Origin of the sequence: Methylobacillus draconifructus (assembly GCF_045984355.1) — a bacterium.
In the GTDB taxonomy this organism is placed as follows: Bacteria; Pseudomonadota; Gammaproteobacteria; order Burkholderiales; family Methylophilaceae; genus Methylobacillus; species Methylobacillus flagellatus_A.
Window position 1 is genome coordinate 157,994 of record NZ_JBJQII010000003.1, and the last position, 15,143, is coordinate 173,136.

13 protein-coding genes and 1 tRNA gene are annotated in these 15,143 nt (G+C 57.3%); 12 read left to right on the plus strand and 2 right to left on the minus strand.

What is annotated here, in order from left to right; all coding sequences use genetic code 11:
* Window positions 1-16 precede the first annotated feature (16 nt).
* The 3 genes from ahpC (at window position 17) to ACJSDX_RS07200 (ending at window position 2,428) form a co-directional block, all read left to right on the plus strand.
* Window positions 17-586, plus strand: coding sequence for an alkyl hydroperoxide reductase subunit C (gene ahpC / locus ACJSDX_RS07190; protein WP_309564982.1), 570 nt, complete (start codon window positions 17-19; stop codon window positions 584-586).
* 99 nt (window positions 587-685) lie between these two features.
* Window positions 686-2,239: an alkyl hydroperoxide reductase subunit F gene (ahpF, locus tag ACJSDX_RS07195; protein ID WP_407994127.1), complete on the plus strand. Its 1,554-nt coding sequence runs from the start codon at window positions 686-688 to the stop codon at window positions 2,237-2,239.
* 114 nt (window positions 2,240-2,353) lie between these two features.
* Window positions 2,354-2,428: transfer RNA gene (locus tag ACJSDX_RS07200), tRNA-Arg, on the plus strand.
* 133 nt (window positions 2,429-2,561) lie between these two features.
* Here the strand turns inward: ACJSDX_RS07200 and ACJSDX_RS07205 are convergent.
* The gene (locus ACJSDX_RS07205; RefSeq protein WP_309564978.1) at window positions 2,562-3,068 is read right to left on the minus strand and encodes an FxDxF family PEP-CTERM protein; all 507 of its coding nucleotides are present in this window, start codon (window positions 3,066-3,068) and stop codon (window positions 2,562-2,564) included.
* A 347-nt stretch (window positions 3,069-3,415) separates the two neighbouring features.
* A complete protein-coding gene (locus tag ACJSDX_RS07210; protein ID WP_407994128.1) occupies window positions 3,416-3,835 on the minus strand; it encodes an HhH-GDP family DNA glycosylase in 420 nt (139 codons plus the stop codon).
* Between the two features lie 305 nt (window positions 3,836-4,140).
* Here ACJSDX_RS07210 and ku point away from each other — a divergent pair, with 305 nt between their 5' ends.
* From ku to ACJSDX_RS07255, 9 genes are all read left to right on the plus strand, one after another.
* A complete protein-coding gene (ku, locus tag ACJSDX_RS07215) occupies window positions 4,141-4,998 on the plus strand; it encodes a non-homologous end joining protein Ku (protein ID WP_309564976.1) in 858 nt (285 codons plus the stop codon).
* A gap of 12 nt (window positions 4,999-5,010) precedes the next feature.
* Entirely contained in the window at window positions 5,011-7,518 is a 2,508-nt protein-coding gene (gene ligD, locus ACJSDX_RS07220; protein WP_407994129.1) for a DNA ligase D, read from the plus strand.
* Between the two features lie 307 nt (window positions 7,519-7,825).
* On the plus strand, window positions 7,826-9,592 hold the full coding sequence (locus tag ACJSDX_RS07225; RefSeq protein WP_407994130.1) for a methanol/ethanol family PQQ-dependent dehydrogenase: 1,767 nt from the start codon (window positions 7,826-7,828) through the stop codon (window positions 9,590-9,592).
* On the plus strand, window positions 9,573-10,181 hold the full coding sequence (locus ACJSDX_RS07230; protein ID WP_407994131.1) for a c-type cytochrome: 609 nt from the start codon (window positions 9,573-9,575) through the stop codon (window positions 10,179-10,181). The genes ACJSDX_RS07225 and ACJSDX_RS07230 overlap by 20 nt, the downstream gene beginning before the upstream one ends.
* A complete protein-coding gene (coxB, locus tag ACJSDX_RS07235; protein WP_407994132.1) occupies window positions 10,178-11,248 on the plus strand; it encodes a cytochrome c oxidase subunit II in 1,071 nt (356 codons plus the stop codon). The genes ACJSDX_RS07230 and coxB overlap by 4 nt, the downstream gene beginning before the upstream one ends.
* A 14-nt stretch (window positions 11,249-11,262) precedes the next feature.
* Complete coding sequence (gene ctaD / locus ACJSDX_RS07240) at window positions 11,263-13,209, plus strand: cytochrome c oxidase subunit I (RefSeq protein WP_407994133.1); 1,947 nt, start codon at window positions 11,263-11,265, stop codon at window positions 13,207-13,209.
* On the plus strand, window positions 13,199-13,861 hold the full coding sequence (locus ACJSDX_RS07245) for a cytochrome c oxidase subunit 3 (protein ID WP_407994134.1): 663 nt from the start codon (window positions 13,199-13,201) through the stop codon (window positions 13,859-13,861). Before ctaD ends, ACJSDX_RS07245 begins: the two co-directional genes overlap by 11 nt.
* Complete coding sequence (locus ACJSDX_RS07250) at window positions 13,858-14,226, plus strand: hypothetical protein (protein ID WP_407994135.1); 369 nt, start codon at window positions 13,858-13,860, stop codon at window positions 14,224-14,226. Before ACJSDX_RS07245 ends, ACJSDX_RS07250 begins: the two co-directional genes overlap by 4 nt.
* Window positions 14,227-14,228: 2 nt before the next feature.
* A complete protein-coding gene (locus ACJSDX_RS07255; protein ID WP_407994136.1) occupies window positions 14,229-15,110 on the plus strand; it encodes a cytochrome c oxidase assembly protein in 882 nt (293 codons plus the stop codon).
* The last annotated feature ends 33 nt before the right edge of the window (window positions 15,111-15,143 follow it).

Sequence of the window (15,143 nt, forward strand, 5' to 3'; positions counted from 1 at the left end):
ACCCTAGGAGATTGCAATGACCACATCCCTTATCAATACCGAAATCAAACCATTCAAGGCCACCGCATTCCACAACGGCGAATTTGTCACCGTCACCGATGCAGACTTGAAAGGCAAATGGACTGCCGTCGTGTTCTACCCAGCCGACTTCACTTTCGTTTGCCCCACAGAGTTGGGCGACATCGCCGACAACTACGATGAATTGCAAAAGTTGGGCGTTGAAGTGTACTCCGTCTCTACCGACACCCACTTCACGCACAAGGCTTGGCACGATACTTCGGATACCATCCGCAAGATCAAGTTCCCGATGATCGGCGACCCGACCGCCGCCATCACCCGCAACTTCGGCGTATTACGCGAAGACCAGGGCCTGGCCGACCGCGGTACCTTCATCATCGATCCCAATGGCGTGATCCAGGCAATTGAAGTCACCGCAGAAGGCATTGGCCGCGACGCTTCCGACCTGGTGCGCAAGATCAAGGCCGCGCAATACGTTGCCAGCCACCCTGGTGAAGTCTGCCCAGCCAAGTGGAAAGAGGGCGAAGCCACATTGGCTCCATCCCTGGACCTCGTCGGCAAGATCTAAACGCTAGCCAAGCTGGACCGTGCCCGGGCAACCGCAAACTCCCTGCCTTTCTGCCCGGGCATTTTTTGCAGCAATATCAATACAGATTGAGAGCACATCATGTTGGACGCAAATATCAAGACACAATTAAAGGCTTATTTCGAAAAACTCACCCAGCCTATCGAAATCACCGCCTCTGTAGATGGCGGCGACAAATCGCGCGAGCTGCTGGAATTGCTTGACGACCTCAAGAGCCTGTCTTCCCGCATCACCGTCCAGCAAAGTGATGATGACACTCAGCGCAAGCCATCCTTCAGCTTGAACAGCCCAGGGAAAAACCTCGGCATCCGCTTTGCCGGGCTGCCCATGGGACACGAATTCACATCGCTCGTACTCGCGCTGTTGCAGGTCGGCGGGCATCCGCCCAAGGCAGAGCCGGAAGTCATCGAGCAAATCCGCAACCTCGAAGGCGAATTCAATTTCGAGACCTACATCTCGTTGAGCTGCCACAACTGTCCTGAAGTTGTACAGGCCATCAACCTGATGGCGGCCATCAACCCGAACATCCGCCACGTCATGATCGATGGCGCTTTGTTCCAGAAGGAAGTGGACGAGCGCAAGATTATGGCCGTGCCCACCATCTTCCTGAATGGGCAGGAGTTCGGCCACGGACGCATGGGCGTGCAGGAAATACTCAACAAGATCGACACTGGCGCGATCAAGAAAGAAGCGGAGAAACTTTCCGCCAAGGAGCCTTTCGACGTATTGATCGTCGGCGGCGGCCCTGCCGGCGCTTCTGCCGCCATCTACTCGGCCCGCAAAGGCATACGCACCGGCGTGGTCGCCGAGCGTTTCGGCGGGCAGGTCATGGACACCATGGCCATCGAGAACTTCATCTCGGTCAAGGAAACCGACGGCCCCAAGCTGGCTGCGGCATTGGAAGAACACGTCAAGAGCTACGACGTGGACATCATGAACCTGCAACGCGCAGCAGCCTTGGTGCCGGCGCATGACGACGGCTTCACCGAGGTCAGGCTCGAAAGCGGCGCCACGCTCAAGGCAAAGTCCGTCATCATCGCCACCGGCGCACGCTGGAGGGAAATCAACGTTCCCGGCGAAAAGGAATACCGCGGCCGCGGCGTGGCCTACTGCCCTCATTGTGACGGCCCCTTGTTCAAGGGCAGGAGCGTCGCCGTGATCGGCGGCGGCAATTCGGGCGTCGAAGCCGCGATTGACCTTGCGGGCATCGTCAAGGACGTCACCTTGATCGAATTCAACGGCGAATTGCGTGCCGACGCCGTGTTGCAGAAAAAACTGTTCAGCCTGCCCAACGTCACCGTCATCACCGGCGCGCAAACCACCGAGATCAACGGCGACGGCGAAAAGGTCAATGGCCTGACCTACACCAACCGGCAAACCGGCGAATCGCACCGCATCGACCTGGCTGCCGTATTCATCCAGATCGGCCTGGTGCCCAACACCGACTGGATCAAGGACACCATCACCTTGAGCAAATTCGGCGAGATCGAAGTGGATGACAAAGGCCAGACCTCGGAACCTGGCGTATTCGCCGCGGGCGACGTCACCACTGTGCCATTCAAGCAGATCATCATCGCGATGGGTGAAGGCTCAAAAGCCGCGTTAGGCGCTTTCGAGCACCTGATCCGCCACTAAACTGCAGCGGCACTTACGATACAAGGCCAAAAGCCGAAGATCGGCGCAACGGTCAAAAACCAAGCGAAACAGTACCGCTCAGGCTGCTTAGAAGGTAGAATAGCGAGCTTGGATGTCCTCGTGGTGAAACGGATATCACCGGCCCCTCCTAAGGGTCAGTTTCAGGTTCGAGTCCTGACGGGGACACCAATTGACTGTCCAAACGAATTCAAAACCATCTACAGATAACGACCTTCGATAGAGTCTTCATCTGCTTCTGTTTCAAATCTGTCTTCAAAAAGCAAAAAAGCCACCCGAAGGTGGCTTTTATCAGGTTGGAGAATTAGCCCAGGTTTTTATTCCTGCGCATAGCGACAGCACCTATCAGTGCTAGACCGACACCCAGAAGTGCATATGAACCCGGCTCAGGCACGGCCTGAACGCTAATTGCACCGCTGTAGACCCCGCCAGCTACTCCATTGGCGGTGCCTTCTACATTGATGTAATAGTTTCCGGCCTCAAGATTGGCAAAAGTGAATTCGCCACCAGCCACAGAACCTGCAAGCCATGTGTCAGAGCTGTTGTAGAGGCTGAAGCTGAGGTCGCTAAAGCCTAGAACGTTCACATCGCCGTTGGTAAGCGGCAAGTCGCTGAGCGAGAAAGTGCCTGTGGAGACATCAGCCAAGCTGAAGTTGAAGGTATTGGTGAACGTAGTATCAGCGGCTACAGTGTTGGTATAAGTATTGATACCAGCATGCAGTTCGCCAAGATCCACCACATCGGCGGCATACGCGCCAGAGGAAGCAACTATGAGCGTTGCGGAACCAATCGCTGTTTTGAGAATATTCATACAGACTCCTTAAAAGTTGTTGTCGATGAAATTCCCCCCAGACAAATTATAAACAGACCTGCCTCGCCACAAAGAACTTATAGTTATTCCTATATAACTTTCAAATAACCTCATCCTTAAAAATTTCCAGAATTAATAATATGCAAACCCTTGCTATCATTGCGTTCGCGGCTCTTTCCGCCAAGCTACACCGACCAGGTGCTATCTGCTGTGTATGAGGTCCCAATGGACTATGCTTTTCATGCATTCAGCAAGGTTTTATTACATTCCATTACCAAGATTAGCCGTTCGGAGAATGCAATTGCATCAATTCTGATGGCGTTTTGACCCCAAATCGAGGCGGATAATTATGCTTTCACATCCCGCAGGAATATTTCTGCCACCTTAGGCCCCACTCCTTTGATTTCCTGAAGCCGTTCGGCTATTTCACTTCTATTTTTGGATGCAGAGATGAGGTTGCCGATTTTTCCTTGATATTTATCTTGCAGCAATGCCGCCATATTCAGCATGTTGCGCGCGGTAGATTCGTCATAGCGCTTATAGTGGCCCTCGCCAAGCAGGTCCACCAGTTGCTGCCAAGTATTGCTGGAGATTTTGCTGGGGGAATCGATACCGTGCGCCATGAACACTTTCCAGGTGTTGACGGCAATTTCCTGGGAAATGCGGTGGCCGAACAAGTAACAAGCGAGAAACCATTTAAACAATTCGCTTTCCTTGCCGGATTTCGGATCCAGCCCTAGATCATTTGCGCCTATCTTTCCAGTCATGGTTCATTCCGTATCTTTAAAAATGATGGGAAGTGCTCTGGCAAACCTTGCCGTTTTGGCTATCGCTCTCCGCGAAGCTCCCGCTTCCGCATACTTAAGGATGCGATGCAATCAATGTATTCGGTCAATAAGCGATGATTTATAGGAGTGGTCTGAACTTGCTGTCGGATCGCATGACGTGAACTGCTGCATGAGCATCCGCTCATTACTGCTTTTTCCTACATTATGTTCAGAACAACCCTGATAGCGCTGCAGTATGCAAGATGAGGATGATGGTTATCTATTGGCTTTCAGGAAGGTTATCTATGTCCCGCCCTATCTGGAAAGGCGCCATCAGCTTCGGCCTGGTCCACATCCCAGTGGAATTGCATTCAGCCAGCGCTCCCGCCGGCATAGATCTCGATCTTTTGGATAAACGCGACTTTGCCCCGGTAGGCTACCGGCGATACAACAAGGTCACAGGCAAAGAAGTGACCCAGCAAGACATTGTCAAAGGTTATGCGTATCAAAAAGATGAATATGTCGTACTGACCGATGCCGACTTGCGCAATGCCAATCCTGAAAGCACCCAAACCATCGATATCGTGTCGTTTGTCGAAGCCAGCGACATTCCCATCATGTTCTTTGACCAGCCATATTATTTGGTGCCTGCCAAGGGAGGCGAAAAAGTCTATGCCCTGCTGCGCAAGACCTTGGAGAAATCGGGCAAGCTGGGGCTAGGACAGGTCGTGATCCGGACCAAGCAACACCTTGCGGCGCTGATGCCATATCAGGATGCCATCGTGCTTAATCTGCTGCGCTACCAGGAAGAACTCCGCGAACTGCCCGAAATACCCCAGCCCAAGGCAGGCAAGCAAAGCCAGGTGTCGGTCAAGGAAGTTGAAATGGCCCTGTCGTTGGTGGAGGACATGACCGAACCCTGGAACCCCAGGCAATACCAAGACACTTTCCGGCAGGACATCATGGCGCTGGTGAAGAAAAAAGTGAAAGCGAAGCAAACCCATATCCTGACCGAGCCGAGCGATGAAGAGGACGGGCAGAACGAGGCAAAGCCCAGCAACGTGGTGGACCTGATGCAATTGCTCAAGGCCAGCATCGGGGAAAAAGCCACCCGCTCGACGCCTGCGAAGCCGGCCAAGCCCGGTCGCAGGCGTTCGGCTTGATTGGAGCTCATCATGGGGTTGCAGAAATATTGGAAAAAGCGTGATTTCAAGATCACTCAGGAGCCGCGCGGACAGGTTGAAAAATCAGGCGGGCAGCTCAGGTTTTTCATCCAGAAGCATGATGCACGGCGCCTGCACTATGATTTCAGGCTGGAGCTGCAAGGCACGCTAAAAAGCTGGGCGGTTCCCAAGAGCCCCAGCTTGGACCCTAGCGAGAAGCGGCTGGCCGTAGAGGTAGAAGACCATCCTCTCGCCTATGGAAGTTTTGAAGGCGACATACCTGCGGGCCAATACGGCGCGGGCCATGTCATGTTATGGGATAAAGGCACGTGGGAAGCCATCGGCGATCCGGTGCAAGGTTACGAGAAAGGCGCTCTCAAATTCCGCCTGCACGGCCACAAACTGCAAGGCAAATGGGCGCTGGTGCGCATGAAGGCCCGCCAAGGAGCAAAGGAAGACCAGCCCAATTGGTTGCTGATCAAGGAACAAGACGAACAAGCCCGTAGCGGGCCAGACGCCATCATCACCGAAACCTCTACCGAATCTGTCAGTGCCCTGCCATTCCATAATGAGCCGGCGTCACCGGCAGACACAGGCGATGAAAACGCACTCGATGAGGCCACCCCCACCGCCATGCCCGCCGCTTACCAGCCTCAGCTTGCCACCCTCGTCAGCCATGCCCCTGAAGGCGGCCAATGGCTGTCGGAGCTGAAGTACGACGGTTATCGTGCCTTGACGCGGATTGATCACAGCGAGGTGAAGATGCTGACGCGCAATGGCCATGATTGGTCGGGCAAATGGCCGGCTCTTGCTGAAGCGCTCTCCCGCTTGCCCGCCGACTCGGCATGGCTGGATGGGGAAGTGGTCGCGATTGAGCCGGATGGCAGCATCAGCTTCCAGGCTTTGCAGAATGCCATGCGGCTGGGAAACGGGGCAAAGCTTGCCTATTTCGTCTTTGACCTGCTCTACCTTGACGGGCACGACCTGACACAACTTCCCCTGCTGCAGCGCAAGGAGCTTTTGCAAGCATTGCTTGCCAACCAGCCATCGCAAGGCCTCTTGCGCTTCAGCGACCATATCGCCGGCAACGCGCCCGAGGTATTCGAGCATGCCTGTCTGCACGGCCTGGAAGGCATCGTGGTCAAGCATGCCCAAGGCAAATACCTGCAACGGCGTTCCGATGAATGGCTCAAGGTCAAGTGCGGGTTACGCCAGGAGTTCGTCGTGGCAGGCTATACCGACCCCGCAGGCAGCCGTGAATCATTCGGCGCTTTATTGCTTGGCGTGCATGACGAGAGCGGAGCCCTGCGCTATGCAGGCCGAGTCGGCACGGGCTTCAATAAGGACAGCCTCAAGCTGATCGCCAAGGAATTCCCCAAGCTCAGCAGCGCCAAGCCCGCATTCAAAAATCCTCCACGCGGGCGCGAAGCGCTCGGCGTGCACTGGCTCAAGCCGGTATTGGTCGCCGAAGTCAAATTTGCCCAATGGACCAGCGATGGCTTGGTGCGCCATGCCAGCTTTGTCGGCTTGCGTAGCGATAAGCCGGCTAAACAGATTACCCATGAGAGAGCACAGGAAGCTGTCTCCAAGCAAGACACCAAGAAAACCGCTTCAGCTCAGCCTGCTCCTCACGCCACGGAAGTAGCCGGGATACGGCTCAGCAACCCTGGCAAGATACTGTTTGCAGAAGATGGCTTTACCAAGCTGGATATCGCCCGCCATTACGCGGCGGTGGAAAAATGGATACTGCCCTATCTTCACAACAGGCCGATATCCATCGTGCGCTGCCCCGACGGCTACAACCACCATTGTTTTTTCCAAAAGCACGTCACCCAAGGCAACCATCACCACCTGCAGTCGGTACAGCTGGACAGCAAGGGAGGACAGTCGGAATACTTTATGGCGAATACACTGCCGGCCGTAGTGGAGCTAGTACAGCTTGGGGTATTGGAGCTTCATTCCTGGGGATCACGCTACCCGCATACATCCTTGGCAGACAGGCTCATTTTCGACCTTGACCCGGATCCAGGCTTGCCCTGGGAGCGAGTGACCGAAGCGGCGTTATTGTTGCGGGGCCTGCTGGAAGAGCTGGATTTGGCCTGCTTCGTTAAAACGACCGGAGGCAAGGGGCTGCATGTCGAAGTGCCTATCAAGGCGGAACATCCTTGGGATGCTGTGAAAGAGTTTACCCACGGAATCGCCCGCCATATCGAGACGCAGATACCCGAGCGGTTCACAGCCAGCCTCTCGAAAAAGAAGCGCGAAGGACGCATCTTCATCGACTATTTGCGCAACAGCGCAGGCGCCACCGCCGTAGTGCCTTACTCCACCCGTGCCAAGGCGGGCGCCCCGGTGGCGACCCCCCTGGCTTGGGACGAGGTCAGGCCGGATATCCATGCCGACGCCTTCAACATTAATAACATAGGCGAGCGCCTTGCGCAGCTCAAAGCCGATCCCTGGGAAGGCTATCTTGGCCATCGCCAAAGGCTGGGAGCAAAGATCCTCAAGCTGTTCAGCTGAAGGCTGGGAGCAATGCAATATATCAAAGCCGCACTTCTGGCTTTGCCTCAAGACCGGCCTTCCTTTTCACTTGCACAGCCTGCCGTACGATCAGCTGTTTTCAGAGATGCCATGCAGCGTTCCAGGAAGCTGATATTTGTCAGCGCATGCCTACAGATAATTAGGAGCATTCCTCCCAGCCCTTTATTTTGGTTGCATTAAGATGGTCACATTTCACCAGTATCGGTGCTCTATCTTAAAGACGCATGCATGAACTTTAATCGTCATCGTTAAGCGTATGCAATTCATAAAAATAGCCAGAGCCACAATGTCATGGTTGCCGCTTATCGCGGGCTGCTGGTTATCCTTTCCGGGCTTGAGCTTCGCAAATGCCTTTGCCGGAGAAAAGGACGGCGAATGGCCCATGGCAGCCAATAATTACGCCAGTACCCGCTATAGCGCCCTGTCGGACATCAACACGGCTAATGTGCATACGCTGAAGCCGGTAGTGACATTCTCCACCGGCGTAAACCGCGGCCATGAGGCTGCGCCGCTCGTGATCAACAATACGATGTATATCGTCACGCCTTATCCCAACTATCTATATGCCCTGGATTTGAACAAACCGGGAGCGCCGCAAAAATGGAAGTTCGACCCGCAACCGCAATCCGCAGCGCAAGGGGTCGCGTGCTGCGACTTCGTCAACCGCGGCGCCGCTTATGCGGAAGGCCGGGTTTTTATTAATACCCTGGACAACCAAACCATTGCGGTGGATGCCGAAGACGGCAAGGAAATCTGGCGGACCAGGATGGGTGACATCAAGACGGGCGAAACCATGACCATGGCCCCCCTGGTGGTCAATGGCAAGGTGCTGGTAGGCAATAGTGGCGGCGAGTTTGGCGTGAGGGGCTGGCTTGCGGCGCTGGATGCAAAGAGCGGCAAGGAATTATGGCGCGCCTGGAGCACGGGCCCGGACAAAGACGTATTAATCGGCAGCAACTTCAAGCCATACTACGCCTCCGACCGGGGCAAGGATTTGGGGCTGACGACCTGGCCGGGCTTGAGCTGGCAGAACGGAGGCGGCAATGTCTGGGGGTGGATATCCTTCGACCCGGCATTGAACCTCATCTACTACGGCACCGGCAATCCGGGGCCATGGAATCCGGAACAACGTCCTGGCGACAATAAATGGACAGCCGGCATCTTTGCCCGCAATCCCGATACCGGCGAGGCACGCTGGTTCTACCAATTCAGCCCGCATGACCTGCACGATTACGATGCGATCAACGAGAACATTCTGATCGACGCCCCCGTCAAAGGACGTGAGCGCAAGCTCCTCATCCGCCCGGAACGCAACGGCTATATCTACGTGCTGGACAGGACCACGGGGCAAGTGCTCTCAGCAGATCCTTTCGTGCGCGTCACCACCTCGGCCGGCGTCGATCTCAAAAGCGGACGCATCCGATACAACCCCGCCAAGGAACCGCGCGTGGGGGAAACCATACGCGATATCTGCCCGGTATCGCCGGGCGCCAAGGATTGGCAGCCTTCGTCCTATTCGCCACGTACCGGGCTGATCTACATTCCGCACCAGAATATGTGCCAGGACGCGCAAAGCTATAACGTCAGCTATATCGCCGGCACGCCCTACGTCGGGAGCGATACCCGCATGTACGCCGGCCTGGGAGGCAACCTGGGCGTGATGACAGCCTGGGATCCTTTGTCGCGCAAGAAAAAATGGGATATCCGCGAGACCTTCCCGGTCTGGAGCGGTACGCTCGCAACCGCAGGCGACCTTGTCTTCTATGGCACCATGGAAGGCTGGTTCAAGGCGGTAGACGCTCAAACCGGCAAGCTGTTATGGCAATTCAAGACCGGTTCCGGCATCGTCGGCCAGCCGATCAGTTACCGGGGGCCGGACCGACGGCAGTACATCGCCGTGCTTTCCGGCGTGGGCGGCTGGGCCGGCGCGCTGGTGTCGGGAGAGCTGGATGCGCGCGATGCGACAGCCGCGAAAGGGTTCGCCAATGCCGTCAAAACCTTGCCGGCCCATACCACGCGCGGCGGGATGCTGTATGTGTTTGCGCTGCCTTAAGTATTTGCCGGTCATGGGCCGGGGGCTGGCCGGATTCGCCGGCTTGTGCCTGGCTATCGCGTTAAGCGGTTGCGAGCGCGAGCAGCGCGCCTTTCCCCAGCCGGCGGATGCCAAGTTGATGCCACAGGCGTTGCGGCAATCCGAACTGCAGCCCGGCCAGCCTGCGCAGCCTGTCGGGCGAGGCGAGCATTTGCCGCCGCCGGATTACCAGGCGAAATACGAGAACAACGCTTACGCGGTCTCACAGGGACGGCGGCTCTACCGCTGGTTCAACTGCAACGGCTGCCACGCAAACGGCGGAGGCGATATCGGCCCGCCGCTCATGGACGACCGCTGGATTTACGGCGGAGAGCCTGCCGATATCTACACAACCATCCTGCACGGCAGGCCCAATGGCATGCCCTCCTTCGCCGGCCATATCACCGAGGACCAGCTATGGCAAATCGTCGCCTATGTACGTTCGATGAGCGGCCAGCTACGCATCGATACCGCTCCTAGCCGCAGCGACAACCTGCAGCCCGCCGAGCCTGAATCCAGGCGCGAGCGCCAGGACATGCGGCAGAGCGCGCCGCCCAAGGAACACTCATGAAAACGAACCGCCATTATGCAGGTCATGCCTTTGGCAACAGATGGCAGCCGCTTAGCCTTATGGTGGCGCTCATGGCTTGGGAAAATCCTTCTCCGGCCGATGCCGCGCTGCCGACGGCCGCACATAACGCGCTGGCCCCGGCCGGCCCTCAAGCCGCCCATATTGCCGAGCTGTGGTATCTGATCGTCGGCGTGTGCGGCATCGTCTTCACATTGGTGCTATTGGCGGTGCTGTATGCCATCTGGCGTGCGCCGCGGGCTACTGAAACGACGCCGGCGGCTTTGCATGATGACAACCCACGCATCCGCCGCAGCGTGGTATGGGCGGTCATTGTCTCTACCGCGCTGCTGATCCTGCTTACCGTTGCCAGCATTGCCACCGACCGTGTGCTGTCAGGGCTATCGCTGACGGATGCGATACACATCGACATCACCGCGCACCAATGGTGGTGGGAGGCGCGCTATGACGATGCGCAGCCATCCAACCGCTTTACCACCGCCAATGAAATCCACATCCCGGTCGGCAAGCCGGTCATCCTGACGCTTAAATCCGACGATGTCATCCACAGCCTCTGGGTACCCAACCTGGCCGGGAAGAAAGACCTGATTCCCGGCCGTACCGCCACGCTAACCCTGCAAGCCGACCGGGAAGGCGACTATCGCGGGCAATGCGCCGAATTCTGCGGTTACCAGCATAGCTATATGGCATTCCTGCTGAGGGCGGATGTCCCGGCCCGCTACCAGGCCTGGCTGGAAGCTCAGCGCCAGCCTGCGGCACAATCGGCGGCTGCCTTGGAAAGCCGCGGCCGACAGGTTTTCCTGGGCGGGAACTGCGCCATGTGCCATGCCATCGAGGGAACTGGCGCAGGGGGGCGGCACGGACCTGACCTGACGCATTTAGCCAGCAGGGAAAGTATCGCGGCCGGCACCTTGGCTAACACGCCTGAGAACCTGGCGCGCTGGATCAGCGATCCTCAAGCCATCAAGCCGGGGGCCAATATGCCGCCGACAGACCTGCCGCCTGACGACTTGCAGGCGTTGGTCGCTTATCTGTCCAGCCTGCCTTGAGCAAGGGCCGATCCATGCAAAAGCACAACGCTCATCAATCTTTGGACCAAGCAGCACAGCTGGAGCAAACCTGGCGCGACCCGCCAGGACTGCCGGGCTGGTTTGCGGCGATCAACCACAAAAGCATCGGCAAGCGCTTCATCTACACCACCTTCCTGTTCTTCTTTCTCGGGGTGGCGATTGCCGGCGTCATGCGCCTCCAGCTCGCCGTGCCGCAGAACAGCCTGATCGGGCCGGATTTGTACAACCAACTGTTTACCATGCATGGCAGCACCATGATGTTCCTGTTCGCCGTACCGGTGATGCAGGCAATGGCCGTGTATTTCGTCCCGCTGATGATAGGCGCGCGCAGCATCGCCTTTCCGCGATTGAACGCATTCGCCTACTGGGTCTACCTGTTCGGCGGCCTGATGCTTTACGGAGCGTTCCTATTGAATACCGGGCCGGACGCGGGATGGTTCGGCTATGTACCGCTTGCCGGCGCCGACTATTCTCCCGGCAAGCGTGTGGATTTCTGGGCGCAAATGATCACGTTCACTGAGCTATCCGCCTTGCTGGAAGCGGTGATCCTGATCACCACCGTCTTCAAGCTGAGGGCGCCAGGCATGAGCCTGAACCGTATCCCCTTGTTCGTATGGAGCATGCTGGTCACCTCCTTCATGGTGGTTTTCGCAATGCCGGCGGTCATGCTGGGCAGCACCGCCCTGCTCCTTGACCGCTTGGTCGGCACGCATTTTTACAACCCGGCAGAGGGCGGCGACGCCTTGCTATGGCAGCACTTGTTCTGGTTTTTCGGCCACCCCGAGGTGTACCTGATCTTCATTCCCGGGCTTGGCTTCCTCTCTTCCATCATTGCCACGTTTGCGCGCCGGCCGATCTACGGCTACCCAGCCATGGTGCTTTCCCTGATCACCACCGGCTTCCTGTCGTTCGGCCTATGGGTACACCACATGTTCGCGACCAACCTGCCCGAACTGGGAAAGAGCTTCTTCACCGCCGCCAGCATGATGATCGCCATCCCTTCTGCCGTGCAGATTTACTGCTGGATCGCCACGCTTTGGACCGGGCGGCTCAACCTGAAAACGCCATTGCTGTTCGCGTTGGCGTTTTTCTTCATCCTCGTGCTGGGCGGCATGACAGGCCTGATGCTGGCCTCGGTGCCGCTTGACCTGCAGGTGCACGATACTTACTTCGTGGTGGCCCACCTGCATTACGTCCTGTTGGGCGGCGCCATATTCCCGTTGTTCGGCGCCGTATATTACTGGTTTCCCAAGCTGACTGGCCGCTTGCTGGACGAACGCTTAGGCCGCTTGCAATTCTGGCTATTCTTCATCGGGTTCAACGTCACGTTCTTCCCCATGCACCAGCTGGGCATCCAAGGCATGCCGCGCAGGATTTACACCTATGCGGCGGAAACCGGCTGGGGGCCGCTGAATTTTATCTCCTCCTGCGGCACGCTGTTGATCGTGGCGAGCCTGGCCTGTTTCCTCGCCAATATCTTGCGCAGCCGCCGCAGCGGAATGGCGGCCGGCGACAACCCATGGGGTGCTGGCACGCTTGAGTGGGCTACCGCATCGCCGCCGCCGGCAGCGAATTTCATCCGCCTGCCGGTAGTACACGGGCAAGAGCCGCTATGGGACATGCAGCGGCACCTGTCCGAGCATGGCCAGATCCCATCTCCGAGCTATGTTGAGGGTGTAGCTGCAAATTTCCGGCAAGTGCTGGCCACCACTCCCCTTGATGCTTGTCCGGACAGCAGGCCGCAATTCCCCGAGCCTTCCTACTGGCCTTTTCTTTGTGCGCTGGCGACCGCCGGCCTGTTCATCGGCTCAATCTTCACCCCTTGGGCGGTAGTCTGGGGCAGCCTGCCGGTGGCGTGCGCCATGATCGCCTGGTTTTGGCCGCGCCATGCCGACCGGGTAACTCATGTCGAACAGGAGTACCGTTCCGATGGCGCCTGAAATGCACACGGTCGCTCCGGCCCCAGGAAAAGGCCGCCACCCAGCAGATAGCAATCAAGTGTTGGATGTCTCGTCGTTGCCGACCTATGCGTTTTCGCACCGTAGCCTGATGTGGTGGGGAACATTCGGCATGATGCTCATTGAGGGTACGGTGTTCGGATTGATGGTGTTCAGTTATTTCTACCTGGCAAGCCATGCCGACGTCTGGCCGATGAGCCGGTATGCCCCGGACTTGGCATGGGGCACGTTGAACACCGCCGTCATGATCGCCAGCGCATTTCCCAACCATTGGGCCAAGCACGCCGCCGAAGCGCAGGATTTGCGCAAGGTGCGGGGTTGGCTGCTGGCCTGCATGATGTTTTCGTTTTTGTTCCTGGCAATACGGGTGCTGGAATTCCGGCACCTGAACGTGGCATGGGACAGCAATGCCTATGGCTCCGCCGTATGGCTGTTGCTGGGGCTGCATACCGTACACCTGATCACAGATACCGTGGACTCCCTGGTGCTGACGGTATTGATGTTTTATGAGCCGGTAGGAGGTAAAAGCTATGTGGATGTCAGCGAAAACGGCCTGTATTGGTATTTTGTCGTGTTCACCTGGCTGCCCATCTACGCAGTGATCTATCTTGTCCCGAGGTGGATCGCATCATGACCACGCGTGCTACAACCGCAAGCTGGCCGGCGCTGCTGTTGGCCCCTCTCGTCGTGCTTGGCCATTTGTCTGTCATCTATGCCCTCACTACTCCTGCATGCAAGCAACAAGCAGGCTGGATGCTCCATGCCGTCTCGGCAGCCAGCCTGTTCGCAACAATGGCCTTGACTTGGCTGGCCCTGCGCGCATGGCGGCAGGTGGAGGCAAAGGATAAAGCGGACCCTGCCGGACGCAGGCAATCAAGCCGCGTCGAATCTCGCCAGGCTTTTGTCGCCTGGATTGCGCTCTTGAGCGGCATATTGTTTTCCATCGTGACCGCCATGTTATGGTTGACCGCCTGGCTGATTTCTCCCTGCTATCAATGAACATGCTATTCATTATCCTGTCCGTGGGTATCGCTTTTAGCCAAGAGGCAGAAGCTCATGGCCTTGCCGATATTCAGCCTTTGCCTTGGGTATGGACATTCGAGCCGTGGGTGCTGGCGTGCCTGCTGGCAAGCGCCTACGGTTACGGCAAAGGTGTTTTACGGCTGTGGCGCAAAGCCGGCATCGGCCATGGCGTCAGCCGCAACCAGGCTGCCTGCTTTTCTTTCGGCTGGCTGGCCTTGGGCGTGGCGCTCTGCTCCCCGATCGATACGCTCAGCGGCTGGCTGTTTTCCGCGCATATGCTGCAGCATGAAATCCTCATGATTATTGCCGCCCCGCTGATAGTGGCGGGCCGCCCGCTCGGCGCATGGGCTTGGGCCTTGCCCGAGTCCTGCCGCCATCGACTGCATTTTGCAACGCATATGCGCTGGCTCCGCCTCGGCTGGCGGTGGCTGACAGCCCCTTTGTCCGCCTGGTGGCTACATGCCTTGGCGCTCTGGCTATGGCATATCCCCGCGCTGTTCCAGGCGGCGCTCCGCAATGAAGGCATCCATGTGCTGCAACATGCCAGTTTCTTTCTATCCGCACTGTTGTTCTGGTGGGCAGTGATCAATGGGATGCATACTGCCCAGCGCGGATGGAGCATGTTGCTGGTATTTACCACCATGCTGCATACCGCAGCGCTTGGCACCCTGCTAACGCTCTCCACGGCGATATGGTATCCGGCCTATCTAAGGCCGACGACGGCATTGGGTTTGGACCTATTGGAAGATCAACAGCTTGGAGGCCTGATCATGTGGGTTCCAGCAAGCTTGGCTTATTTGCTGGTGGCGCTCTTTATCAGCTTGCGGTGGCTGCTTCCCCAGCCCGGAACCGACCGGTAGGCCGGATTGCAGGCTTTATTTGTAAAACACTTT